Genomic DNA, 23,301 nt, shown 5'->3' with positions numbered 1-23,301 from the left:
AACATCATCCGCTGACCGACCGGCAGAAGCGCTTCAACGACGCTGTGGGGCGGCGCCGCGCGCCGGTCGAGCAGGTCTTCGCGCGCCTCAAGGTCGTCTATGGCTGGGCGCGCGCTCGCTATCTGGGCTTGGCGCGCAACCAGACGCATCTGCGTCTGCTTTGCCTCGCCATGAACCTCAAACGATGGGCGGTGCTGCGTCCGACAAGGGGGATGGCGTGACCGCCATCGCCCACGGCCATCGATTCAGCCGCGAAAACGGCCCGATCCACCGTTCGCGCCCCGCCCGAGGCCGCAAAAAAATCCTTGAAATCGCGCCTCACTCCTGCGCGACCGATTGCGCAAAGCTCTCGCTTGCGGGAGAGGTCGGCGCGAAGCGCCGGGTGAGGGTTCTCTCCAAACAGAGGTTCTCGCCTTTCGGAGACACCCTCTCCCCAACCCTCTCCCGCAAGCGGGAGAGGGAGCGCAGCTTCTTCGTTGCTGCATCAGGCCTAATCTCAATCCACTCTAGTTGCCGGAACGACACATCGGGTCGGCGGTCTGCGCGCGCCGATCCGCCCACCGTTGACATCCACTGACCGATCGGGCGATGTTACATTGTAACGCCGCGATGGCAGGGGATTGCTCGCGCGGTGTGGGGCGCTTTCGGATGAAATGGTTTCGGTCAAATGTGAGGCACGGTGCCCGGCTCGCGCTGTTCGCGATGCTGGTGCAGTTCGCACTGACGTTCGGCCACAGCCACTGGTTCGCGCAGGCCGCGCCCCTCGCCCAATCCTCGCTCCAGCAGACGGACAGCGCCAAGGACAAGGTCAAGGGCGTTGCTGCCATCGACCGCGCCGCAGTCCAGAAGCAATCGCCCGCCCGTCCTGACCGCGAGCATCCCGGCGACGACAATTGCGCGATCTGCGCCGTCGTCGCGCTGGCGGGCACAATCGTTTTCGCGACGCCGCCGGTGCTGCTGCTGCCGCAGGCGATCGAGCTGCTCCACCGCACCCTAGATGCCGAATTCATCCATCTGAAATCGGCCGGCACGGCGTTCCAGCCCCGCGCCCCTCCCGCCTCCTGACCTCCAACTCTTAATCACGCCCAGCCTCGCCGCATGGCGGCGAATGCCTGGGAGAAGTTGAAGTCGAATTCCGTCGCACCGCGACGGCAGGCCACCTCCGATCAGCAGATGATCACGCGGACGGCCTGACTGGAATCAGGACCATGTCATTTCAATTGCGACGCGCGCAGCGTCTTGGCGGAGCAAGCCTGCTCCTGCTCAGTGCCGCCGCCACGCCCGCCTTCGGCCAAGAGCCTGCGCAAGACAAATCGGCCACCGAGATCCCGGCCGTCACCGTGACGGCGCCGAGCCCGATCGTGCGCCGAGCGGTGGTGCCGTCCCGCAACGCAGGTCGCGGCACGCGGACCGCACGTGTGCGCAGCCGCCAACAAACGGCGGAAACCACGCCGGCAGCCCCCGTTCCCGCCGCGCCTCAGCAGGGCGTGCTGCCTGTTGTGACCAACCAGTTCGCCACCGTCACGGTGGTGCCGAACGAAGAGATCCGCCGCGAGGGCGGCGGTCAGCTCGGCGATCTCCTGTTCTCCAAGCCCGGCATCACCGGTTCCAGCTTCGCGCCCGGCGCCTCCAGCCGGCCGATCATCCGCGGCCTCGACGTCAACCGCGTCGGCATCATCGAGAACGGCACCAATGGCGGTGGCGCCTCCGATCTCGGCGAGGATCATTTCGTCCCGATCGACCCGCTCGCGACCAACCAGGTCGAAGTGGTGCGCGGGCCGGCGGCGCTGCGCTATGGCTCGACCTCGATCGGCGGCGTCGTCAGCGCCACCAACAACCGGATTCCGGATGCGATGCCGAGCTGCGCGCCGTCGTTCCAGACCTACGGCCTGCCGACCAAGGCGCCGCTCGCGAGCGCCGCGACCTCGCCTTGCGTCACCGCCGAGACGCGCACCGCGTTCAGCTCGGTCGATCGCGGCGTCGAGAGCGGCGTGCTGCTCGACACCGGCGGCGGCAATTTCGCGTTCCATGCCGATGCCTATGGCCGCACGACGTCGGACTATTACATTCCGAGCTATCCGTACTTGTTCGACCAAACACGGCCAGTCGGCAATCGCCAGCCGAACTCGGCAACGCGGTCGGATGGCGCGTCGATCGGCGGGTCCTACATTTTCACGGGCGGCTTCATCGGCGCGTCGATCACGCAGAACGATTCGCTCTATCATATCCCCGGCATCGATGGCGCCGATCACCGGACCCGGATCGATGCGCATCAGACCAAGATCAACGTCAAGGGCGAATATCGCCCGGATGGCGCCGCGATCGATGCGATCCGTTTCTGGGCGGGCGCCACCAATTACCGTCACAACGAGTTGGGTCTCGCCGATCCCGCCGATCCGACAACCGATGGTGTCCGGCAGACCTTCACCAATCGGGAGGAGGAGATTCGTGTTGAAACGCAGCTGATGCCGTTCAATGCACGCTTTGCCGAGGTGACGACTGCGTTCGGCTTTCAAGCAGGCCATCAGGAGTTGACTGCGCCGAGTCCGGACGATCCCGGCGCGCTGTTCAATGGATTGTGGGACCCGAACCGCAACTACCGCGTTGCCGGCTACGTCTTCAACGAGTTCAAGTTCAGTGAACAAACGAGAGCGCAGATCGCCGGCCGCATCGAGCATGTCGAGCTGCACGGCTCGACGCCGGATTTCCCGGCGGATTTCCTGCCCGACGGCAGTCCTCAAACGAGCATCGTCCGCAATCCGTCCTTCACGCCCAAGAGCGGCAGCATCGGCCTGTTGCAGGATCTGCCGGGCGGCATGGTCGGCAGCATCACCGCGCAATATGTCGAGCGCGCACCGAAGCCGGCCGAGCTGTTCTCGCGCGGCGGCCACGATGCGACCGCGACCTTCGATATCGGCAATCCGAACCTCACCATCGAGACCGCCAAGTCCGTCGAGGTCGGCGTGCGCAAGGCGACGGGACCGCTCCGCTTCGAAGCGACCGTCTACTACACCCATTTCGACAATTTCATCTTCCGCCGCCTCACCGGCGTGATGTGCGACGGCGATTTCGCCTCATGCGGTGCGCCCGACGCCGAGCTGAACCAAGCCGTCTATTCGCAGCGCAACGCGAACTTCCGCGGCGGCGAGTTCCAGTCGCAGATCGACCTCGGCGCATTCCAGGGCGGGATCTGGGGCATTGAGAACCAGCTCGACGTCGTTCGCGCCACCTTCACCGACGGCACCAACGTGCCGCGGATTCCGCCGGTGCGAATGGGCGGCGGCGTGTTCTGGCGTGACGACAACTGGCTGATGCGCGTCAACCTGCTGCATGCCTTTGCACAGAACAACGTCGCCGTGATCGCGGAGACGCCGACGGCGGGCTACAATCTGCTGAAGGCCGAGATCAGCTACAAGACCAAGCTCGACCGCAATTGGTTCGGCGCACGCGAGATGATGGCCGGCCTCGTCGGCAACAATCTCCTCAACGAGAACATCCGCAACTCGGTGTCCTACACCAAGGACGAGGTGCTCATGCCCGGCATCGGCGTCAGGGCATTCGCGAACTTCAAGTTCTAGTTTCGAACCAGTCGGGGCCTACGGGCCCCGACATACATTGTCATTGCGAGGAGCCCTTGCGACGAAGCAATCCAGGCTGCCTTTGCGGAAAGATTCTGGATTGCTTCGCGGAGCCTGTCATCGGGCCGCGCTTTGCGCGGACCCGGTGGCTCGCAATGACGGTGCACGAGGCAACACCGCGCGTAGCCTCTACCCCCGCGCCTTGCTCCAGTCGGGACCGACTACCCCCGACACGCCCTCGAAAGCGCCGTCGACGAGCTCGAACACCAGGATACGGGCGGCGTCGACCGGGCCCGGCATGGTGACGCGGCCCTTGGGGACCGGCTTGAAGCCGACCCGGCTGTAATAGGGCTCGTCGCCGACCAGGAGCACGATGGCGTGGCCTTTTTCCTTGGCATCCTTGAGCGCGCGCTCCATCAACAGACGGCCGATGCCGCGGTCGCGGAACGGCGGCTCGACGGTGAGCGGCCCCAGCAGCAACGCCGGCGTGTCGCCGATCAGGATCGGCAATTGCCTGACCGAGCCGACCAGCAGCGTGCCGATGCGCGCGGTGAAGGACAATTCGAGCAGATGGTCGACGTGCTCGCGAATCCGGTAGGCGCTGAGCACGAAGCGGCCGGGACCAAAGGTGCGCTCGTGCAGCCGTTCGATCGCCTGGGCGTCGCCGGCGGCCTCGGGAAGGATGGTGAGTGAGAGATCGGTCATGTCAGTTCGCGGGATAGCACCTGAACGCAGCGCGGTCCATCGGGCAGCAAAGATGCTCAGTTCCTTTTCAGCGCCGGCGGGAGAGGTATTCTGACTCGCCGGTCTGAATCCGTTGAACGACCAGCACAGCCCGCCCTCAGCGCCACGTCGCAATCAGGGGCGTGCCGCCCAGCACTTCCGCGATCCGCAGCCGTGTGCCGGGCGTGGTCCCCTCGGGCAGCGCCGTGATCGCGAAGAACCCGCATTCGACGATCTCGTGGTTGGGCGCCGGCAGGCGGTCCTGGCTGAACTGCCTGACCACGTAGACCGCGACGTGGTCGCGGCGCGAGACGTGGCTGTTGAGGAAGATGCCGTGCAGCACGGCATCTCCGATCAGATCGATGTCGCCCTCCTCCTTCAGCTCGCGCCGCAGCGCGTGCGCCATGGTCTCGCCGAAATCGACGCCGCCGCCGGGCAGATACCAGCCGCTGACGTAGCTGTGCCTGACCAGGAACACCCGGTTCTCCGCATCCAGCACCACGGCGCGGACGCCGAGCGTCATACCGCGGACCAGCAGGAAATAGACATGGAAGAGGCGCCGCAGCAGCGGCTCGAATTTTCGTCGAATGGTGTTCAGACGTTCTCCCATCAGGCTTTCCTTGACACCCCCTTTTTGAGGCCCTGCTTGCGCGCCGGCTGCGACCTTGCCATTACAGCGGAGCAATAGCGAGGCAATCGCGCGCCATGGCCCCCTTTACGCTCGCCCATCTGTCCGATCCGCATCTGCCGCCACTGCCGAAGCCGCGGCTGATCGAGCTCGCCGGCAAGCGCGCGCTCGGCTACGTCAACTGGACGCGCAACCGGCACAAATACCAGCGCCGCGAGGTGCTTGACGCGCTGGTTGCCGACATGAAGGCGCAGGCGCCCGACCACATCGCGGTGACGGGCGATCTCGTCAACCTGGCGCTGGAAGCCGAATTCGCGCCGGCCCTGGCCTGGCTCGAAAGCGTCGGCCCGCCCGACCGCGTCACCGCGATTCCCGGCAATCACGACGCCTATGTCAGCGCGACACGTCATCGCTTCGGCGAGACGTTCCTGCACTACATCGCCGCGGACACGATCGATACCGTGGCTTTCCCAGCCGTCCGTCGGCGTGGGCCGCTGGCGCTGATCAGCCTGTCGACGGCGGTGCCGACCCTGCCGCTGATGGCGACGGGCACGCTCGGGCGCGATCAGCTCGCGTCGCTCGAACAGGTTCTCGACCGGCTCGCCGCGGAAGACGTCTTCCGCGTGCTGCTGGTGCATCATCCGCTGAAATCCGTCGCGCGCCAGAAGCGGATGACGGACGCGGCCGAGTTGCTGGCCCTGTTGAAGCGCCACGGCGTCGAGCTGATCCTGCACGGCCACGACCACATTCATTCGACGATGTGGTTCGAGGGCCCGAACGGCAACATTCCCGCGCTCGGCGTGCCATCCGCCTCCGCGCTCGCGCACGGACGCTACCCGGCGGCGGCGTATAATCTGTTCACGATCGAGAAGGACAATGCCGGCTGGCGCTGCGAGCATACGGTGCGGAGCCTGGGGGCTGGATTCCAGATCGAGCAGATCAAGCATGCGCGGTTGATCTAGTTCACCGTCATTGCGAGCGCAGCGAAGCAATCCAGAATTCCCGCCGCGGAAAGATTCCTGGATTGCTTCGTCGCAAGGGCTCCTCGCAATGACGATGGAGAGAGCCTCACCAGCTCCGCAGCGCCGCCAGCACGGCGACGCCGAACAAGGCGGCGGCGCCGAGGATGAAGCCAAACACGAACGGCCACAGGCGCGAGCGGCGCGGCGGCTCGGTGGCCGGTGCTTGCGGTTCGGGCGGGACCACCATCGCATGCTCGCGCTCGATCATGCGCCGCGCGACATAGTCGGTGACGGCATCGACGATAACAGCGGTGTCGTGCGATTCGGCGAGCACGATGCGGCCGAAGCGGGTGTCCTGGACGAAGCGGTACATCCGCTTGTCACGCCCCATCATGATATGGGCGACGACGTCGATCCAGAGCCTGGGCGTATCGCCCTGGCTGATGCCGCGGTCGAACAGGTCGATCTGCTCTGGCACCTGCGCGAACAGGGGATCGAGCGCGTCGTTGAGGATTTCGAGCCGGGCCACCTCGGCGTCCCTGAGATCGACGACCACGCCGGTCCGGTCGGCGGCCTCGATCCGGGCGCGCAACAGCGCATCGCGCAGCCGCACCGGGCGCGGCTGGCTGGCATGGATTCCGCTGGTTTCGGGCTCTGACATTGTCGGCCTCGTCCTCAAACACCATGGTTAACCTATCAGCAACCACAGCGCCCGCAAAGGGCCCACAATTCCAGATACTTACGGCACCCACAGACGTTTCACCCGTGCCAAAAACAGACGATCCCACCCAGGCAGGGCCTGGATGGGACCATCCGTCCTTGGACGTCTTCTTAGTTCAGTGCGTCAGGCCGGGACCCGCGACGGCTCTTCCACGATGGAGAAGCGGACGCCGGCCTTGTGGCGGCTCTCCTCCGACACCTCGCGCCAGCAGTCCTCGGCTTCCTTGCGGGTCTTGAACGGACCTTTGACCTGGGCCGAGCCTTCCACGAGCTTGTGGAAGTTCATCGAACCGAACTCGCCGCCGATCACCCAGAAATTGCTGCCTTTGGTCATTGTCAGTCTCCTGTCCAATAGCGTGATGCGTTAGCCGAACTGGTTCATGGTGTTGTGGGCGCCGCCCGCCTTCAGGGCAGCCTCGCCGGCGAAGTACTCCTTGTGGTCGTCGCCGATGTCGGAGCCGGCCATGTTCTGATGCTTCACGCAGGCGATGCCCTGACGGATCTCGGCGCGCTGCACGTTCTTGACGTAGCCGAGCATGCCCTGCTCGCCGAAATACTCGCGTGCGAGATTGTCGGTCGAGAGCGCCGCCGTGTGATAGGTCGGCAACGTGATCAGATGGTGGAAGATGCCGGCACGCTTGGCCGAATCCGCCTGGAAGGTGCGGATGCGGTCGTCGGCTTCCTTCGCCAGCGGCGTGTCGTCATACTCCGCCTTCATCAGCTCGGCACGGTTGTACTGGCTGACGTCCTTGCCGGCTTCCTTCATCGCGTCGTAGACCTGCCAACGGAAGTTGAGGGTCCAGTTGAACGACGGCGAGTTGTTGTAGGCCAGCTTCGCATTCGGAACGACCTTGCGGATGCGGTCGACCATCTTGGCGATCTGCTCGATATGCGGCTTCTCGGTCTCGATCCAGAGCAGGTCGGCACCGTTCTGGAGCGAGGTGATGCAGTCCAGCACGCAGCGGTCTTCGCCGGTGCCGGGGCGGAACTGGTAGAGGTTGGAGGGCAGCCGCTTCGGACGCATCATCTTGCCGTTGCGGTTGATGATCACGTCGCCATTCTTGGCGTTCTCCGCCGTCACTTCCTCGCAATCGAGGAAGCTGTTGTACTGGTCGCCGATGTCGCCGGGCTTGTGGCTGACGGCGATCTGCTGCGTCAGGCCGGCGCCGAGCGAGTCGGTGCGGGTCACGACGACGCCGTCTTCGACGCCGAGCTCGAGGAAGGCGTGGCGGCAGGCCCGGATCTTCGCGAGGAAAACGTCATGCGGCACGGTGACCTTGCCGTCCTGGTGGCCGCACTGCTTTTCGTCTGAGACCTGGTTCTCGATCTGGAGCGCGCAGGCGCCCGCCTCGATCATCTTCTTGGCGAGCAGATAGGTCGCCTCCGCATTGCCGAAGCCGGCATCGATGTCGGCGATGACGGGCACGACGTGGGTCTGGAAGTTGTCGATCTTCTCGATCAGCTCCTTCTCCCTAGTCTTGTCGCCTTCCTTGCGCGCCTTGTCGAGCGCGCGGAAGATGTCGTTGAGCTCGCGCGAGTCGGCCTGACGCAGGAAGGTGTAGAGCTCCTCGATCAGCGCGGGCACCGAGGTCTTCTCGTGCATCGACTGGTCGGGCAGCGGGCCGAATTCGGAGCGCAGCGCGGCGATCATCCAGCCCGAGAGATACAGGTAGGTGCGATCGGTCTTGCCAAAGTGCTTCTTGACCGAGATCAGCTTCTGCTGGGCGATGAAGCCGTGCCAGCAGCCCAGCGACTGGGTGTACTTGGTGGGGTCGCCGTCATAGGCGGCCATGTCGGCGCGCATCAGCGCCGCGGTGTAGCGGGCGACGTCGAGGCCGGTCTTGAAGCGGTTCTGCAGGCGCATGCGGGCGACGGCCTCGGCCGTCACCCCGTTCCAGGTCGGCTGGGTCTTAAGAAGCGTCTGAGCCGCCTCGACCTCGCTCTGATACGACGCCGGGCGCACAAGGGGGCTGATGCCGCGGGGTTGATAATTCATGGCCTGATCCTTTTCGCTGACGATGGCCGTTTTGCCATCGACATTTTTGACAGTGCATTGCGAAATGCGTCTCAGGAGCTAAACGCGAAAACGGAAACTTCGTACAGATGCCTTGTTTCTTATTGGTGATGTCATGTAACATCTGAACGTGTAATAGATGTTATTTTGTAAATCCTGTAAATTAATAGGTCAGTGACGCTGTCCTTAATGCGCACGAGGACCTGAGAGGAGACTTGAGAAATGGCCGCCGATTCAGGCAAGAAACTCTTCGTCGGTCCGCGCTTCCGGCGGATCCGGCAGCAATTGGGGCTGTCGCAGACCCAGATCGCCGAGGGGCTCGGGATCTCGCCGAGCTACGTCAACCTGATCGAGCGCAACCAGCGCCCGGTGACGGCGCAGATCCTGCTGCGGCTGGCCGAGACCTATGACCTCGACCTGCGCGACCTCGCCACCGCCGACGAGGACCGCTTCTTCGCCGAGCTCAACGAGATCTTCTCCGATCCCTTGTTCCGCCAGATAGATGTTCCCAAGCAGGAGCTGCGCGACCTCGCCGAGCTCTGCCCGGGCGTGACCCATGCACTGCAACGGCTCTATGCCGCCTATACCGAGGCGCGCCAGGGCGAGACGCTGGCGGCCGCGCAAATGGCCGACCGTGACGTCGGCACGCGTTATGAAGCCAATCCGGTCGAGCGCGTGCGCGAGCTGATCGAGGCCAACCGCAACTATTTCCCGGAACTGGAGCAGGCCGCGGAAAATCTTCGCGACGAGTTGAACGTGCCGGCCGAAGGGCTCTACGCGGCGCTGGCCGCACGCTTGCGTGAAAAACATTCGATCCAGACCCGCATCATGCCCGTCGACGTGATGCGCGAGACGCTGCGGCGGTTCGACCGCCACCGCCGCCAGCTCCTGATCTCCGAACTGGTCGACCCGCCCGGCCGCGCGTTCCAGCTCGCCTTCCAGCTCGGCCTCGGTGAATGCGCGCAGCATCTGGAGACCATCATCGGTCGATCCGGGCCGCTCGACGACGCGCCGCGGCGGCTGTTCCGCATCACGCTCGGCAATTACTTTGCAGCCGCTGTCATGATGCCCTACCCGGCATTCCTGGCCGCGGCCGAGGCGCTCAATTACGACATCCACGTGCTGGCGCAGCGATTCAATTCCGGCTTCGAGCAGGTCTGCCATCGCCTCACCACCCTGCAGCGACCGAACGCGCGCGGCATTCCGTTCTTCCTGCTCCGTGTCGACAATGCCGGCAACGTCTCGAAGCGCTTCTCCTCCGGCACGTTTCCGTTTTCGAAATTCGGCGGCACCTGCCCCTTGTGGAACGTGCACTCGACCTTCGATACACCGGACCGCCTGCTCAAGCAGGTGATCGAGCTTCCCGACGGCACGCGCTATTTCTCGATCGCGCAGATGGTGCGCCGCCCGGTCGCGCCGCATCCGCTGCCGCAACCGCGCTTCGCCATCGGCCTCGGCTGCGAAATTCGCTACGCCGCGCGCCTGACCTACGCCGCAGGCATCGACCTGGAGAAGACCGAGGGCACGCCGATCGGCGTCAACTGCCGCCTCTGCGAGCGCGAAAACTGCGCCCAGCGCGCCGAGCCGCCGATCACGCGCACGCTGATCCTGGACGAGACGACGCGGCGGGTGTCGAGCTTCGCGTTCTCGAATGCAAGGGAGCTATGAGGTTGCGCGCTTAAGGGCAGACACGCGCCACTCACTCTGCCGTCATGCTCCGCGAAAGCGGGGCATCCAGTACGCCGCGGCCCATCGGCTCAATCACAGCCGTCACGGCGTACTGGATCGCCCGGTCAAGCCGGGCGATGACAGTTGAATGTGTGGCGGCGGCCTAAACCGCTACGCCAGCGTGTGCACGATCACCGGCCCGGCCGCCGCACTCGCATGTCCCGCCAGCAGCGGCCCCAGATCCTTCTCGATCCAGGCGATCGCGCGCCGGTTCGCCTCCTCCGCCTGCTCGAACTTGTCGAAGATCGAGATCGCGGTCACCGTGTCGTCGCCGGCATAGACGACGTAATAGGCGCGGAAACCGTCGACGTCGCTGATGATCGGAACGGCGCCGTCCTTGATGCGGCGCGCCAGCTCTTCCGCACTCCCGCTTTTCGCCTTGGCCTGACGGATGGCGGCATACATGGCATCCTCCTTCCGGCTACTGATGTGAGGGCCTGGTGCCCGAAGCGGATGTTACGCCGAAGCGCGCCGCCAATCCACGCTTGGTTAACCCCGCCCTAATCCGCCTCCGCGATCTGCAACCAAGGATTAAGCACGCCTCAACATCGGTGCCTTAGTCTTGCCCCACTCACTTTTCGCAAACAACGGTGGCCTATCCTGCCGGCGAAGTGAGATCAGGGGGTTCATCATGCGCATTGCGTTGCTGCTGACCGCAACCATCGTCGGCGCGCTCTTCGCCAATCCATCCATTGCCGGATCGCTCGATGCGTCCACTGACGCAGCGCAGCCGCTGCCGCCGGGCTTCCAGAGCTACCGCGGCTACATGTTCGACTTGTCCGAGAATCGCGACCGCAAAGATGTCGACAAGCTCACCGACAATCTGAAGAGCCAGATCGACGTCGTCGAAGGCGTCGGCCTGTCGCCGCGCGTGCTGCGCTTCTTCCACACCGTTCCGATCGTCGCGAGCGAGCTGGCCTGCCTCGACGAAGGTGCCGCGACCGCGTGCTACGGCCGGGTCACGCCGGACATCCAGCGCAGCGCTCCCCGGACGCTGACGGTCTGGGACCCCGGCAAGCAGCGCTGGACCAATCCCAATGCCATCGATCTCGCGGTCGATTCGGGCCTCGGCGTGATCATGCTGCGGCCCGACATGATGCGCTACGAGAAGGAGGCCGTGCTGCTGCACGAGCTTCTGCACGCCTATCACGCGCGGCTGTTGCCGGACGGCTACGCCAACAAGGGCGTGATCGCCTACTATGCCCTGGCCAAGTCCAAGGACCTGCTGCCCAAGGAATCCTATGCGATGAAGAATCCCATGGAGTTCTTTGCCGTGACCGCGAGCATCTTCCTCTCCGGAAAGAGCGAATTCCACGATCCGAAGTCGCGCGAGACGCTCAAGGAGAAGATGCCGGACTATTACAAATACCTGGTCGGCGTATTCGGTTTCGATCCCGACCCGGCAGCCTCGAGCGGTCCGGTCGCCTCGCTGAAGTGAGGCAGACGTCGCGCGTCCTGCGCCAGCCCACATCAGAGCCGCGCGAAATGCGCGGCTTTTTTGTTTTGCCAGCCGGAAGCTGCGGATGACGCCTCCGCGGCAATTGCCAAGGCGGGGCCCGATCTGCATAGTCCCGCCCGCATCGATACCGTTTTCGAAGGGGATAGAACAACATGGCGGACGCCGACCTGGATGTCGTGATCCGGCAACTGGCCAGACAGCTGCATACGGGCCTGATGACCCGCGCCAAGGAGCGGCGGGATCGCTTCAACGGCCTTGCGGCCAAGGCCAAGGGCAAGGAGACCAGCGATCGCTTCAAGATGATGGCCAAGGCCACCCTGGAGCAGGCCACCGCCGCCGCCAAGCGCCTGCAGATGTCCGCCGACAACGTCGCCGACAGCTACGCCCGCGCCATGCGCCTCGCCGCCAGCACGCCGGTCGCGGCCAAGGTGGAGAAGAAGGCGAAGGAAGAGAAGCCGGCGAAAAAGGCTGCCAAGGCGAAGAAGGCGAAAGCGAAGAAGGCGAAGTAGTCGCGGCGCTTCTCCCTTCTCCCTTGCGGGAGAAGGTGGCATAGGCGGCCTTCGGCCGCCGTTCTTGAGAACGCCGATGCTTCGCATCGGCTATGGCGCCGGATGCGGGGTTGTTTCCGCAAGTTCAGCCGCAAGAGATTCGCGCGCGGAGAGATACCCCTCACCCGTCTCGCCGCTATCGCGGCGAGCCACCCTCTCCCGCAAGGGGAGAGGGAAGGCAGCGAAGTCTCACGACAATCTCACCTTCTCGGCGCGGCGAGCCGGGTCGGCTCGACATTCGAAAGCTCGGCGAGCTTGGCGCGCGCGGCTTCGCGGGTGCGGGCGTCCTTGCCGGGCGGCAGTGCCAGCGTGGCTTCGAAATCGGCACGTGCGTCGTCGGTCTGGCCATGAGCGAGGAATGCGAAGCCCCGGTCGAGGCGGGCCTGCGCATCCGAGGGATCGAGGCGGACCGCGGTGCTGTAGCTCAGGATGGCGCGGTCGAGATCGCCCTTGGCGGCGAGCGCGAGACCGCGCTGGTGATAGGGCGCGGCGAGCTTGGGATCATGCGCGATCGCCTCGTCATAATCCGCGATGGCAAGCTCGAGGTCGCCGTTCTGCCGGCGCGCCAGCGCCCGGTCGCGATAGAGCGAGGCGCGGTTGGGATTGAGGTGGATGGCCTCGTCGAAATCGGCGATCGCCCGCCTGAAGTCGCCGTGGCGCAGTGCGATCCGCCCACGCCCTTCATAGGCGAAGGCGATCAGCGAGCCGCGCAGCGGCGAGAAGCCGATCACGGCCGAGCAGATGTCGGGATCGTCCTCGTCGCCGCAATTGACGACCATGTGCGTGGACAGCCCAATGAGCACGCAAAGGACGATCAGCAATGGTACGGCAGCTCTGGTCATCTTCGACGCTGGCCGGCTGAGGTCCGGCCACGCATCCCCTTTCGAAGAAATGGTCTCGCCGCGGTGTTAGCACCGGCGCCGGGGAATTTGTGTGCGCCAGGTCACAAAGCCTGGCGCAAATTCCAGCCGGTTCCGCGTCAGCCCCAAGGACCACGTGAAGGACCGCGTGAAGGACCTCGCGAAGAGGAGCGGCCCCACGGGCTTCGCGGCGGATAGTTCTCGTTGGCGCCGACCGACGGTGCCTGCGCGCCGAGCTCGGCCGCGAGCTGTTGAAGCGCGGCGATGCGGTTCTGGGTCGAGGGATGGGTGGCGAACAGATTGTCGACGCCGTGGCCCGACAGCGGATTGATGATGAACATGTGCGCGGTCGCTGGGTTTCGCTCCGCTTCCAAGTTCGGCACCTGATGCGCGGCGCCCTCGATCTTCACCAGCGCGGACGCCAGCCACATCGGCTGTCCCGCAATGCGCGCGCCGAGATTGTCGGCGGCATATTCGCGCGTGCGGCTGATCGCCATCTGCACCAGCATGGCGGCGAGCGGTGCGAGGATCATCATCAGGATCGAGCCGACGATGCCCAGACCATTGTTGTTGTCGCGATTGCCGCCGAAGAACATGCCGAACTGCGCCAGCATGGAGATCGCGCCGGCGATGGTCGCCGTGATCGTCATCAGAAGCGTGTCGTGATGCTTGATATGCGCGAGCTCATGCGCGATCACGCCGGCGAGCTCCTCGCGGCTGAGCTGGTTCATCAGGCCGGTGGTGACGGCAACCGCGGCGTTCTCTGGGTTGCGTCCGGTCGCGAACGCGTTGGGCTGCGGCTCGTCCATCAGGAACACGCGCGGCATCGGCAAGCCGGCGCGGCCGGCAAGCTCGGCGACGAGACCGACCAGCTCCGGCGCGCTGGCACGATCGACCTCGTGGGCGCCGTACATCGAGAGCACCATGCGGTCGGAGTTCCAGTAGGTGAAGAGATTGGTCGCGGCGGCGATGACGAGCGCGATCATGGCGCCCGAGGCACCGCCGATCAGATAGCCCACGCCCATGAACAGGGCAGTAAGGCCTGCGAGCAGCATTGCGGTACGAAGATAGTTCATGGCCGTCTCCTGGCGCGGCCGCGCCGCTGGAGGCATTGCAGGCCGGCAAGCCTGAGGTAGGGATGACCCCGGCCCGGGTGCAAGGTTTCAAGGTGCGTCGCGGGGCCGCGGCTATTGTGGGAAGAGGTCATTCGGGGTCACCCAATGGGCCCGGAATGACGAAGGGAATGGCTCGGCCGCTTTCATTCCTTTAGACTGCGGCAGATTCCTCCTCCCCTCCGGAAACCTCATGCTCCTGACCCGATGTGCGATCGCGACCATTGCTCTCGTCGCGTGCTCCTTTGCTGCCTCCGCCCAGTTCGCGCCAACGCCCGTCAAGCCCGCAGCTCCGAAACCCGCTTCCTCGCCGCGCGCGGCATCGTGCCACAATGGCGCGAGCTTCGATCGCTTCCTGGCCGACGTGAAGCAACAGGCGGTGGCCGCCGGCGTGTCGCAGCGCACGATCGCGGAGGCCTCGCCGTATCTCGTCTACGACCAGGGCATCGTCAACCGCGACCGCGGCCAGCGCGTGTTCGGTCAGCTCTTCACCGAATTTGCCGGCCGCATGGCCGCGCCCTATCGCATGCAGAACGGACAGCAGCACATCAAGCAATACGCGGCCGCATTCGCGCGCGCCGAGAAGGAATATGGCGTGCCGCCGGCCGTGATCGCCGCCTTCTGGGGGCTGGAGAGCGACTTCGGCGCCAACATGGGCAATTTGCCGACGCTGAAATCGCTGGTGTCGCTCGCCTATGACTGTCGCCGCTCCGAGATGTTCGTGAACGAGACCATCGCCGCACTGAAGATCATCGACCGCGGCGATCTGCATCCCGACGAGATGATCGGCTCCTGGGCCGGCGAGCTCGGGCAGACGCAATTCCTGCCCGTGCATTACGTCAACTATGCGGTCGATTATGACGGCGACGGGCGGCGCGACCTGTTGCGCTCGGGACCCGACGTGATCGGCTCGACCGCGAATTACATCGCCAATGGATTGAAATGGCGGCGCGGCGAGCCGTGGTTGGAAGAGATCAAGGTGCCGCAAAACCTGCCGTGGGATAAGACCGATCTCACGGTGCGAGAGCCACGCTCGACATGGGCCCAGCTCGGGGTGACCTATCCCGACGGCCGGCCGCTGCCGAACGACAATCTCGCGGGGTCCGTGCTGCTGCCGATGGGACGCTTTGGGCCGGCCTTCATGGCCTATGCGAATTTCGCGGCCTACACCGAGTGGAATAACTCGCTGATCTATTCGACTACCGCGGGCTATCTCGCCTCGCGCATTGCCGGTGCCGCGCCAATGCGCAAGCCAACGACGCCGGTGGCGCAGCTGCCGTTCAACGAGCTCAAGGAATTGCAGCAATTGCTGGTGCGTGCCGGCTTCAATGTCGGCAAGGTCGACGGCGTGCTGGGCCAGCAGAGCCGCGCCGCGGTGAAGGCGATGCAGATCAAATACGGCCTGCCGGCCGATTCCTGGCCGACCGCGGAGCTCTTGGCACGCATGCGCGGCGGCACGGCGCAGGCGCAGCCGGCGGGTGTGTTGCGATAGCGGTCTGTCATGCCCCGCCACCGGGTCTCGCCTTCGGCGAGCCCGATGATAGGCTCCGGCGGGGCATCCAGTACGCCGCGGCCCATCGGTTCAGCCACAGCCGTCTCGGCGTACTGGATCGCCCGGTCCCGGCTCCGCCAAAGGCTTCGCCGGGCATTCGGTATTGGGCCGGCGAAGGTTCAGCGAAGACGGCAAGCCGGGCGATGACAGCGCGATAGAATTTTCGCATCGCACAAGCCGCTTCCGCGATTGTATTTTTCCATGACGCTCCCATGTGAGTGGCTCAGGTTTTCTCCTGAGGTTTCCCACCATCACAGCGAGCATCACATGTCCTTCTACGACGCCGTCGTCCCCGCCTATTTGCAAATGCTGAACAGCCTCACCGGCCTGCTCACCAAGGCGGAGGCGCATTGCGCGGCCAAAAAGATCGACCCCGGCGTCCTGCTCGGATCACGCCTCTTTCCGGACATGCTGCCGCTGTCGAAGCAGGTCCAGCTCGTCAGCGATTTCGCCGCCAAGGGCTGTGCGCGGCTGACCCATAGCGAGGTGCCCGCGACGCCTGACACCGAGACGAGCTTTGCGGAATTGAAGCAGCGCCTGGCCAAGACCATCGACTACGTGAAATCGTTCAAGCCCGAGCAGTTCGAAGGTGCCGACGTCAAGGACGTCACCTTCCCGGCCGGTCCGGACAAATCCATCACCATGAAGGGCCAGCAATTCCTGAGCGCGTTCTCGCTGCCGAACTTCTATTTCCACGCCACGACCGCCCACGGCATCCTGCGCCACAACGGGGTCGAGATCGGCAAGCGCGATTTCCTCGGCGCGAACTGATTTGCCAAATCGCACGGCCGCGTAGCGGAATTCCCCTGTCGCGGCCGAAATTGCACATGAATCATGCTACGCGGCCTTGCCGCGTAGCTCGCCTGCAGTTTGAGTATGGCTGCGCCCTTGCGCCTGATGTCGCGATGCACAAGTGTTCGTGACCTCTCATTGCCTGGAAGCATTCCCCATGAGCCGTCCGACCAAATTGTTTGAGACCTACAAGCTCGGCCCGATCACGCTGGCCAACCGCCTGGTGATGGCGCCGCTGACGCGCAACCGTGCCGTATCAGGCACGTTCGTGCCCAGCCCGCTCGCCGCCGATTATTACAGCCAGCGCGCTTCCGCCGGGCTTCTGATTACCGAAGCGAGCCAGGTCTCGCAGCAAGGTCAGGGCTACCAGGACACACCCGGCATCTATTCCAAGGACCAGGTCGCCGGCTGGCGCAAGGTCACCGACCGCGTGCACGAACGCGGCGGCAAGATCTTCATCCAGCTCTGGCATGTCGGCCGCATCTCACATGTCGATCTCCAGGCGAATGGCGCAGCCCCGGTGGCGCCGAGCGCGATCCGCGCCAAGGGCAAGACTTTTGTGAACGGCACCTTCGCCGACGTCTCCGAGCCGCGGGCGCTCGAGCTCTCCGAAATTCCTGGGATCATCGACGACTTCAAGCGCGCGACGAAGAATGCGCTCGAGGCCGGCTTCGACGGCGTCGAGATCCACGGCGCCAACGGCTATCTGCTCGACCAGTTCGCCCGGGACGGCGCCAACAAGCGCACCGATGCCTATGGCGGCTCGATCGAGAACCGCGCGCGGCTGATGCTCGAGGTCTCCAAGGCGGTTGCCACTGAAGCCGGCGCCGATCGCACCGGCATCCGCATCTCGCCGGTGACGCCGGCCAACGACCTCTCCGACTCCAACCCACAAGCCTTGTTCGATCACATCGTCGATGGTCTCAGCGCGCTCAAGCTGGTCTATCTCCACGTCGTCGAGGGCGCCACCGGCGGTCCGCGCGACATCGCGCCGTTTGACTATGCGTCCTTGCGCAAACGCTTTGCCGGCACCTATGTCGCCAACAACGGCTACGATTTCGATCTCGCCACCAAGGTGCTGGACGCGAACGCGGCCGACCTGATCGCCTTCGGCAAGCCCTTCATCTCCAACCCCGACCTGGTCGAGCGGCTGAAGCAGGGCGCGGGCCTGAACGATTGGGACAAGGCCACCTTCTACGGCGGCAGCGCCAAGGGGTACACGGATTACCCGACGCTGGCGGCCGAGCCGGCGGAATAAGGCTGCTTCTTCCGTCATTGCGAGGAGCTCTTACGACGAAGCAATCCAGACTGGCTCCGTTGAAAGACTCTGGATTGCTTCGCTACGCTCGCAATGACGGCGCGGTTGCAGGGTGCGCTCACCAACAAAGAAGGCCGGGACTGCTCCCGGCCTGTACCTGCCGATAGGCCTCACGCCAATGCGCGTGTCTCGGCGTCTGCAGCGACCATGCGTTCCACGATGCGACGCATGCGCTGCGGGGCGGCATCGATGGCGAGGCGGATGGTCTTGGCATTGGGGCGCGCCTGTACGACCTCCTCGATGCGCTCCAGAATCTCCTTGTCCTCGTTAAAGGCGATACGGAAATCGGCGTGCAGGCGCTGATCGACATCGGCATCGTCAAGCGCAAAATTTCGCACATGGAGCCAGTGATCGATGCAGATGTGATCGTCGACCGGCGTGATGAAGTGGCATGCGAAGATGCGCAATCCCCGGCCTCGGTCCGTGGCATCGACGATCTTGCCGGCGTCCGCGCTGCCGAAATCGATCACCGCGATACAGGGCGCGATATAGTCGTAATAGTGCCAGCGATCGACATTGCCGGCGAAATTGCCGTACTTGGCGAAAAGCGGTATCGGCGGCGCGTTCCTGATCCACCGCCACACCAGCACGCCGTCCTCGGAAAAAGTGTGCTCGACCGGAATGTCTTCGCTGGCCGAATTGCCGAGCGTCGACAGGTGGACGAAGCTGACATGCGCGGGATCGCAGAGATTGTCGGCGAGGTTGAGATAGTTGGTTTCGATTCGAAGAGCGTCTCCTTCCGCCGCATGCCAGTCGTTCTGACCGTATTGCGGCAGATCATAAATCCGCGACGGGTTGGCGAGCGCGGGATCGCCGGGCCAGATCCAGACCAGTCCCATCTTCTCCCTGAGCGGATAGGACGACACCCGTGCATTCGGCGGGATCATCGGCTGACCCGGAATCCGGACACAGCGCCCGTCGGACCCGAAAGTCATGCCGTGATAGCCGCACTCGATTGCATCACCCTTGAGCTTGCCCATCGATAGCGGCGCCAACCGATGCGGACAAGCGTCGTCGAGCGCAACGACGCCACCCGCTTCGCTGCGGTAGACGACAAGATCCATGCCGAGAATGCGATGGCGCGACAGCGTGCGCGTGACGTTGCGCGACCACGTCAGCGGGTACCAGGTGTTGCGGGGAGCAAGCAGGTTCATGCGGCACCTCTAGTTCTTGAGCTTGGCCATCACCTCGGCGTCGGCGGGCTGGTAGTCGGCGCCGTCGACATAGCGCCAGTCGGTCATCACGCCCTGGCCGTCCCGTACTGCGAGCCTGCCGACATAGACGCCCATGGTGGATTGATGGTCGATCGCACGGAAGGCGATCGGCCCCACCGGCGTGTCGACCTTCAGATGCTCCATCGCCTTGATCAGATCATCGGTCTTGGTGGAGCCGGCCATCTCGATCGCCTTCGCGAGGACCAGCGTGTTGGTGTAGCCGATGAGTGCGCCGATGTTGGGCGGCTCCTTGAAACGAGCGACATAGGCTTGCAGGAACGCGTCATGGGCCTGGGTCTTGATCTCGCTCCAGGGATATCCGGTGACCAGCCAACCGGGCGGCGCTTCGTCCCTCAGCGGCGCGAGATATTCCGGTTCCCCGGAGAGGATGCTGACGACAGCGCGGTTTGCGAACGCCTTGCGCGTCGACCCCTCGCGCACGAACTTGGCGAGGTCGGCCCCGAATGTCGCGTTGAAGATGGCGTCCGGGCTCTCCGCCATCATCGCCTGCACCACTGCGCCCGCGTCGATCTTGCCGAGAGGCGGCCATTGTTCGGAGACGAATTCGACGTCGGGCTTCAATCGCTTCAGTTCGCGCTTGAAGCTCGCCACCGCCGCCTGACCGAACTCGTAGTTCGGTGCAATCGTCGCCCAGCGCCGCGCGGGGAACTTGGCCGCCTCCTTTGCGAGGATGGACGCCTGGGTATACGTGCTCGGCCGCAGCCTGAACGTATAGCGATTGCCCTTCTCCCAGATGAGGGCGTCAGTCAGAGGCTGTGAGGCGAGGAAGAATGTCCGCTTCTGCTTGGCGAAATCGGCGACGGCGAGGCCAACATGGGAGAGGATCGTGCCCGTCAGGAGGTCGACCTGCTCACCGTCGACGAGCTGACCGGCTGCGGTGATGGCGACGTCCGGTTTGCCGGCGTCGTCACGGGCGATGATCTCGAGCTTGCGGCCGAGCACGCCGCCGTTGCCGTTGATCTGGTCGCGCGCGAGCTCCCAGCCCTGGCGATAGCCGCGGGTCCCCAGCGGGAGGGCCGAATAGCTTGAGATCTCTCCGATCCTGATCGGCGGCGGCTCTGCGGCCCGACCTGCGCCGCAGGCCACCGCCAGGACAAGTCCGATGAACTTCGCAACAGCCGAAATGCGCATATCAGCCTCCCGCCATTGGGACCAGCTTATGTATGTAGTACTTACTACATAGCGAATACCAAGAGCTAATGATTGTCAATGGCGAAGAAATCGGCGGGCTTGCCAAAAAAACGGCAAGCCCCATCCTGCTGGTTGTGATTCCCTGGGATACGCGATGCCCAACGATACAGAGCTGCCAGCCCGTACACTGGCCGGCCCGCGCCTCAAGCGGGCAGCCAAGCGGAAAAAAGCTTCAACGGTTCGACGGACGCGAGCGCCCGATCAGACCCGCGAGGCCATTCTGCGTGCGGCCGTCGCCGAGTTCGCCCGCGAAGGCTATGGCGGCGCGCGGGTCGATCGCATCAGCAAGGCCGCCAAGAGCAACGACCGGATGCTCTATTACTACTTCAAGAGCAAGGAGAAGCTCTTTCATCAGGTCATCGAGCATTGCTATGCCGATCTGGTCGCGTCGGAAGAGGCGCTCGATCTCGACTTTTCCAGCCCGCGCCAGGCGCTGGCGGCACTCGTCGCCTTCAATTGGAACTACTATTGGGCCCACCCGGAGCTATTGAGCATTCTCGCTACGGAGAATCTCTTCAAGGGTCGTCACGTCAGGAACAACATCCGCCGCAGCTTCGCCAATACCCAACTGGGCATGCTGGAGCGCGTGCTCCAGAGCGGCATCGAGCGGCGTGAGTTCAGGCCGGACTGTGACCGCCTCCACCTTTATCTGTCGATCCTATCGCTGACCTATTTCTACCGCGCCAACCTCTATACGCTGTCGAGCTACATGCAGACCGACCTCGCCGATCAGGAGATGCGGAGCGCGTGGCTTGCACATGTGCAGGCCATGATCGAGGATCTGGTGAGACGGAAGGAGTGAAGGCGCGCGCCACAGGCTCGTCATAGCGAGAGCAGCGAAGCAAACCAGAATCCTTCCGCGGCGACAGTCTGGATTGCTTCCGCCTACGCCAAGGCTTCGGCGGACAAGTCGCTGCGTTCGCAGTGACGGTGTGGAGACAGCGCGCCGAACTCCAGAAAAAAGAGAAAGGCCGGGATCGCTCCCGGCCTTTCGTATTTGATGACTTACGCGCCGCTCACTTGGCTTCCGCGCGCTTGGGCGGAGTTGCCGGCCACGACTTGATCAGCGTGTCGTAGTCGACCGTCTCGCCCTTCGGCTTCTCGTTGGCGAGCTTGCGCTGCGGGGCAATCGTGCCGTCCTTCTGGGCCTTGGCGAACCAGTATTCGGCCGATTCCTTCTTGTGCAGTTTCGGACCGCAGGCGCCCTGCACGCCGGACTTCTCCAGGCGCTCCATAACGGAGTCCTGGGCGGCCGCAAGGGCATCCATCGCGGCTTGCGGCGTCTTCGCACCGGACGACGCATCGCCGATGTTCTGCCACCAGAGCTGCGCGAGCTTCGGATAGTCGGGCACGTTGTTGCCGGTCGGGGTCCACTGCACGCGGGCGGGCGAACGGTAGAACTCGATCAGGCCGCCGAGCTTCGGCGCACGTTCCGTGAAGGACTTATCCCAGATGTCGGATTCACGGATGAAGGTGAGACCGACATGACTCTTCTTCAAGCTCACCGACTTGGAGATGATGAACTGGAGATAGAGCCAGGCCGCCTTGCGGCGATCTGCCGGGGTCGACTTCAGCAGCGTCACGGAGCCGGCGTCCTGATAACCGAGCTTCATGCCTTCCTTCCAGTACGAGCCGTGCGGCGACGGAGCCATACGCCACTTCGGCGTACCGTCCGCGTTCATCACGGCGATGCCCGGCTTCACCATGTCGGCGGTGAAGGCGGTGTACCAGAACATCTGCTGGGCGATGTTGCCCTGCGCCGGCACCGGGCCCGCCTCCGAGAAGGTCATGCCCTGCGCCTGCGGCGGCGCGTACTTCTTCAACCACTCGAGATACTTGGTGATCGAGTAGACCGCGGCCGGGCCGTTGGTGTCGCCACCACGCTCCACCGAGGAGCCGACCGGACGGCAGCCTTCCATACGGATGCCCCACTCGTCGACCGGCAGGCCGTTCGGAATGCCCTTGTCACCGTTGCCGGCCATCGACAGCCAGGCGTCGGTGAAACGCCATCCGAGCGAGGGGTCCTTCTTGCCATAATCCATATGGCCGTAGACCTTGACGCCGTTGATCTCCTTGATGTCGTTGGTGAAGAACTCGGCGATGTCCTCATAGGCGGACCAGTTCACGGGCACGCCGAGCTCGTAGCCATACTTGGCCTTGAACTTGGCCTTGTAGTCGGGATTGGTGAACCAGTCGTAGCGGAACCAGTAGAGGTTGGCGAACTGCTGGTCGGGAAGCTGATACAGCTTGCCGTCCGGCCCCGTGGTGAACGACTTGCCGATGAAGTCGTTGACGTCGAGCATGGGATCGGTGACGTCCTTGCCCTCGCCGGTCATGTAATCCGACAGCACGATGGTCTGACCGTAGCGGAAGTGCGTGCCGATCAGGTCGGAATCGTTGATCCAGCCGTCATAGACGTTCTTGCCCGACTGCATCTGGGTCTGGAGCTTCTCGACGACGTCACCTTCCTGGATGAGGTCGTGCTTGAGCTTGATGCCGGTGAGCTCGGAGAACGCCTTGGCCAGCGTCTGCGATTCATATTCGTGGGTCGTGATGGTCTCGGAGACGACGTTGATCTCCATGCCCTTGAAGGGTTCGGCGGCCTTGGCGAACCACTCCAGCTCCTTCTTCTGGTCTTCCTTCGACAGCGTCGAGGGCTGGAATTCCGCGATCCACTTCTGGATCACGGCATCGTCGGCGGCGCGAACCGGCGCCGAGACGGCGAACGACACCGCAACAATCGCGGCGACGCTGGACATGGTCAGAAAGCTATTCTTGGTCAATGGACCTTTCCTTCTCCTAAACTGTCGCATGTTATTCCTCCGTTGCAGCGACAAACTTTTATACAGGCCCGGGTTGGTCCCGGATCTGGCCGTCCCTT

Annotated in this window: 22 protein-coding genes; 11 read left to right on the top strand and 11 right to left on the bottom strand. The window is 64.1% G+C overall.

The features are described 5' to 3' along the window. The 3 genes from BLV07_RS41580 to BLV07_RS41565 form a co-directional block, all read left to right on the top strand. A partial coding sequence (locus tag BLV07_RS41580; RefSeq protein ID WP_143035679.1) for a transposase occupies nucleotides 1–221 on the top strand: 221 nt, incomplete at its 5' end. Between the two features lie 427 nt (nucleotides 222–648). Then, a complete protein-coding gene (locus BLV07_RS41570) occupies nucleotides 649–1,065 on the top strand; it encodes a DUF2946 family protein (RefSeq protein WP_176946107.1) in 417 nt (138 codons plus the stop codon). A gap of 143 nt (nucleotides 1,066–1,208) precedes the next feature. Continuing rightward, a complete protein-coding gene (locus BLV07_RS41565) occupies nucleotides 1,209–3,578 on the top strand; it encodes a TonB-dependent receptor (protein WP_091898109.1) in 2,370 nt (789 codons plus the stop codon). 189 nt (nucleotides 3,579–3,767) lie between these two features. Here the strand turns inward: BLV07_RS41565 and BLV07_RS41560 are convergent, their stop codons facing one another. Both BLV07_RS41560 and BLV07_RS41555 read right to left on the bottom strand, forming a co-directional pair. After that, complete coding sequence (locus BLV07_RS41560) at nucleotides 3,768–4,283, bottom strand: GNAT family N-acetyltransferase (RefSeq protein ID WP_091898107.1); 516 nt, start codon at nucleotides 4,281–4,283, stop codon at nucleotides 3,768–3,770. A 136-nt stretch (nucleotides 4,284–4,419) separates the two neighbouring features. After that, complete coding sequence (locus BLV07_RS41555; RefSeq protein WP_091898105.1) at nucleotides 4,420–4,911, bottom strand: NUDIX domain-containing protein; 492 nt, start codon at nucleotides 4,909–4,911, stop codon at nucleotides 4,420–4,422. Between the two features lie 95 nt (nucleotides 4,912–5,006). On the opposite strand from BLV07_RS41555, the gene BLV07_RS41550 reads away from it, so the two are divergent. Further along, entirely contained in the window at nucleotides 5,007–5,891 is an 885-nt protein-coding gene (locus tag BLV07_RS41550) for a metallophosphoesterase family protein (RefSeq protein ID WP_091898103.1), read from the top strand. Nucleotides 5,892–5,997: 106 nt separating this feature from the next. Here the strand turns inward: BLV07_RS41550 and BLV07_RS41545 are convergent, their stop codons facing one another. From BLV07_RS41545 to BLV07_RS41535, 3 genes are all read right to left on the bottom strand, one after another. Next, nucleotides 5,998–6,552, bottom strand: a complete 555-nt coding sequence (locus BLV07_RS41545; protein WP_176946106.1) for a hypothetical protein — start codon at nucleotides 6,550–6,552, stop codon at nucleotides 5,998–6,000. A 183-nt stretch (nucleotides 6,553–6,735) separates the two neighbouring features. Next, entirely contained in the window at nucleotides 6,736–6,945 is a 210-nt protein-coding gene (locus tag BLV07_RS41540) for a DUF4170 domain-containing protein (RefSeq protein ID WP_091898099.1), read from the bottom strand. A 30-nt stretch (nucleotides 6,946–6,975) separates the two neighbouring features. Further along, nucleotides 6,976–8,607, bottom strand: a complete 1,632-nt coding sequence (locus BLV07_RS41535; RefSeq protein ID WP_091898097.1) for an isocitrate lyase — start codon at nucleotides 8,605–8,607, stop codon at nucleotides 6,976–6,978. A gap of 240 nt (nucleotides 8,608–8,847) precedes the next feature. Here BLV07_RS41535 and BLV07_RS41530 point away from each other — a divergent pair, with 240 nt between their 5' ends. Further along, nucleotides 8,848–10,293: a helix-turn-helix domain-containing protein gene (locus tag BLV07_RS41530; RefSeq protein ID WP_091898095.1), complete on the top strand. Its 1,446-nt coding sequence runs from the start codon at nucleotides 8,848–8,850 to the stop codon at nucleotides 10,291–10,293. Nucleotides 10,294–10,464: 171 nt separating this feature from the next. Here BLV07_RS41530 and BLV07_RS48150 read toward each other — a convergent pair whose 3' ends face one another. Beyond that, nucleotides 10,465–10,758, bottom strand: a complete 294-nt coding sequence (locus BLV07_RS48150; protein WP_014497428.1) for an antibiotic biosynthesis monooxygenase — start codon at nucleotides 10,756–10,758, stop codon at nucleotides 10,465–10,467. 226 nt (nucleotides 10,759–10,984) lie between these two features. Here BLV07_RS48150 and BLV07_RS41520 point away from each other — a divergent pair, with 226 nt between their 5' ends. Together BLV07_RS41520 and BLV07_RS41515 are read left to right on the top strand one after the other, a co-directional pair. Beyond that, nucleotides 10,985–11,791, top strand: coding sequence for a hypothetical protein (locus tag BLV07_RS41520; RefSeq protein WP_091898094.1), 807 nt, complete (start codon nucleotides 10,985–10,987; stop codon nucleotides 11,789–11,791). Nucleotides 11,792–11,964: 173 nt separating this feature from the next. Next, entirely contained in the window at nucleotides 11,965–12,321 is a 357-nt protein-coding gene (locus BLV07_RS41515) for a hypothetical protein (RefSeq protein WP_091898092.1), read from the top strand. Between the two features lie 239 nt (nucleotides 12,322–12,560). Here BLV07_RS41515 and BLV07_RS41510 read toward each other — a convergent pair whose 3' ends face one another. Next, entirely contained in the window at nucleotides 12,561–13,202 is a 642-nt protein-coding gene (locus tag BLV07_RS41510; RefSeq protein WP_091898090.1) for a tetratricopeptide repeat protein, read from the bottom strand. 137 nt (nucleotides 13,203–13,339) lie between these two features. Beyond that, nucleotides 13,340–14,296 carry a zinc metalloprotease HtpX gene (gene htpX / locus BLV07_RS41505; protein WP_091898116.1) on the bottom strand — a complete coding sequence of 319 codons (957 nt, stop codon included), beginning with the start codon at nucleotides 14,294–14,296 and terminating at the stop codon, nucleotides 13,340–13,342. A 229-nt stretch (nucleotides 14,297–14,525) separates the two neighbouring features. Between htpX and BLV07_RS41500 the strand changes: the two genes are divergently transcribed. From BLV07_RS41500 to BLV07_RS41490, 3 genes are all read left to right on the top strand, one after another. After that, nucleotides 14,526–15,824 (top strand): lytic murein transglycosylase, encoded by a 1,299-nt coding sequence (locus BLV07_RS41500; RefSeq protein ID WP_091898088.1) that lies wholly within the window; start codon nucleotides 14,526–14,528, stop codon nucleotides 15,822–15,824. Nucleotides 15,825–16,151: 327 nt separating this feature from the next. Beyond that, complete coding sequence (locus BLV07_RS41495) at nucleotides 16,152–16,655, top strand: DUF1993 domain-containing protein (protein ID WP_091898086.1); 504 nt, start codon at nucleotides 16,152–16,154, stop codon at nucleotides 16,653–16,655. A gap of 178 nt (nucleotides 16,656–16,833) precedes the next feature. Then, nucleotides 16,834–17,934 (top strand): alkene reductase, encoded by a 1,101-nt coding sequence (locus BLV07_RS41490; protein ID WP_091898084.1) that lies wholly within the window; start codon nucleotides 16,834–16,836, stop codon nucleotides 17,932–17,934. Nucleotides 17,935–18,104: 170 nt separating this feature from the next. On the opposite strand, the gene BLV07_RS41485 is transcribed toward BLV07_RS41490, so the two are convergent. Continuing rightward, nucleotides 18,105–19,148 carry an aromatic ring-hydroxylating dioxygenase subunit alpha gene (locus tag BLV07_RS41485; protein ID WP_091898082.1) on the bottom strand — a complete coding sequence of 348 codons (1,044 nt, stop codon included), beginning with the start codon at nucleotides 19,146–19,148 and terminating at the stop codon, nucleotides 18,105–18,107. A 9-nt stretch (nucleotides 19,149–19,157) separates the two neighbouring features. Further along, nucleotides 19,158–20,360 (bottom strand): ABC transporter substrate-binding protein, encoded by a 1,203-nt coding sequence (locus tag BLV07_RS41480; RefSeq protein ID WP_091898080.1) that lies wholly within the window; start codon nucleotides 20,358–20,360, stop codon nucleotides 19,158–19,160. Between the two features lie 154 nt (nucleotides 20,361–20,514). On the opposite strand from BLV07_RS41480, the gene BLV07_RS41475 reads away from it, so the two are divergent. Next, nucleotides 20,515–21,222 carry a TetR/AcrR family transcriptional regulator gene (locus BLV07_RS41475; protein WP_091898078.1) on the top strand — a complete coding sequence of 236 codons (708 nt, stop codon included), beginning with the start codon at nucleotides 20,515–20,517 and terminating at the stop codon, nucleotides 21,220–21,222. Between the two features lie 214 nt (nucleotides 21,223–21,436). On the opposite strand, the gene BLV07_RS41470 is transcribed toward BLV07_RS41475, so the two are convergent. After that, nucleotides 21,437–23,179 (bottom strand): ABC transporter substrate-binding protein, encoded by a 1,743-nt coding sequence (locus tag BLV07_RS41470; RefSeq protein WP_176946108.1) that lies wholly within the window; start codon nucleotides 23,177–23,179, stop codon nucleotides 21,437–21,439. Between the last annotated feature and the right edge of the window lie 122 nt (nucleotides 23,180–23,301).

The organism is Bradyrhizobium sp. Rc2d (genome assembly GCF_900099855.1).
Classification (GTDB): domain Bacteria; phylum Pseudomonadota; class Alphaproteobacteria; order Rhizobiales; family Xanthobacteraceae; genus Bradyrhizobium.
Note: the sequence above shows the minus strand (reverse complement) of the source record. Positions and strands in the feature narration are given on the sequence as shown.

Bases quoted from the DNA above. Each gene is read 5' to 3' on its own strand.
- BLV07_RS41570 (WP_176946107.1), top strand. From the start codon at position 649: ATGAAATGGTTTCGGTCAAATGTGAGGCACGGTGCCCGGCTCGCGCTG.
- BLV07_RS41565 (WP_091898109.1), top strand. From the start codon at position 1,209: ATGTCATTTCAATTGCGACGCGCGCAGCGTCTTGGCGGAGCAAGCCTG.
- BLV07_RS41560 (WP_091898107.1), bottom strand. From the start codon at position 4,283: ATGACCGATCTCTCACTCACCATCCTTCCCGAGGCCGCCGGCGACGCC.
- BLV07_RS41555 (WP_091898105.1), bottom strand. From the start codon at position 4,911: ATGGGAGAACGTCTGAACACCATTCGACGAAAATTCGAGCCGCTGCTG.
- BLV07_RS41550 (WP_091898103.1), top strand. From the start codon at position 5,007: ATGGCCCCCTTTACGCTCGCCCATCTGTCCGATCCGCATCTGCCGCCA.
- BLV07_RS41545 (WP_176946106.1), bottom strand. From the start codon at position 6,552: ATGTCAGAGCCCGAAACCAGCGGAATCCATGCCAGCCAGCCGCGCCCG.
- BLV07_RS41540 (WP_091898099.1), bottom strand. From the start codon at position 6,945: ATGACCAAAGGCAGCAATTTCTGGGTGATCGGCGGCGAGTTCGGTTCG.
- BLV07_RS41535 (WP_091898097.1), bottom strand. From the start codon at position 8,607: ATGAATTATCAACCCCGCGGCATCAGCCCCCTTGTGCGCCCGGCGTCG.
- BLV07_RS41530 (WP_091898095.1), top strand. From the start codon at position 8,848: ATGGCCGCCGATTCAGGCAAGAAACTCTTCGTCGGTCCGCGCTTCCGG.
- BLV07_RS48150 (WP_014497428.1), bottom strand. From the start codon at position 10,758: ATGTATGCCGCCATCCGTCAGGCCAAGGCGAAAAGCGGGAGTGCGGAA.
- BLV07_RS41520 (WP_091898094.1), top strand. From the start codon at position 10,985: ATGCGCATTGCGTTGCTGCTGACCGCAACCATCGTCGGCGCGCTCTTC.
- BLV07_RS41515 (WP_091898092.1), top strand. From the start codon at position 11,965: ATGGCGGACGCCGACCTGGATGTCGTGATCCGGCAACTGGCCAGACAG.
- BLV07_RS41510 (WP_091898090.1), bottom strand. From the start codon at position 13,202: ATGACCAGAGCTGCCGTACCATTGCTGATCGTCCTTTGCGTGCTCATT.
- htpX (WP_091898116.1), bottom strand. From the start codon at position 14,296: ATGAACTATCTTCGTACCGCAATGCTGCTCGCAGGCCTTACTGCCCTG.
- BLV07_RS41500 (WP_091898088.1), top strand. From the start codon at position 14,526: ATGCTCCTGACCCGATGTGCGATCGCGACCATTGCTCTCGTCGCGTGC.
- BLV07_RS41495 (WP_091898086.1), top strand. From the start codon at position 16,152: ATGTCCTTCTACGACGCCGTCGTCCCCGCCTATTTGCAAATGCTGAAC.
- BLV07_RS41490 (WP_091898084.1), top strand. From the start codon at position 16,834: ATGAGCCGTCCGACCAAATTGTTTGAGACCTACAAGCTCGGCCCGATC.
- BLV07_RS41485 (WP_091898082.1), bottom strand. From the start codon at position 19,148: ATGAACCTGCTTGCTCCCCGCAACACCTGGTACCCGCTGACGTGGTCG.
- BLV07_RS41480 (WP_091898080.1), bottom strand. From the start codon at position 20,360: ATGCGCATTTCGGCTGTTGCGAAGTTCATCGGACTTGTCCTGGCGGTG.
- BLV07_RS41475 (WP_091898078.1), top strand. From the start codon at position 20,515: ATGCCCAACGATACAGAGCTGCCAGCCCGTACACTGGCCGGCCCGCGC.
- BLV07_RS41470 (WP_176946108.1), bottom strand. From the start codon at position 23,179: ATGTCCAGCGTCGCCGCGATTGTTGCGGTGTCGTTCGCCGTCTCGGCG.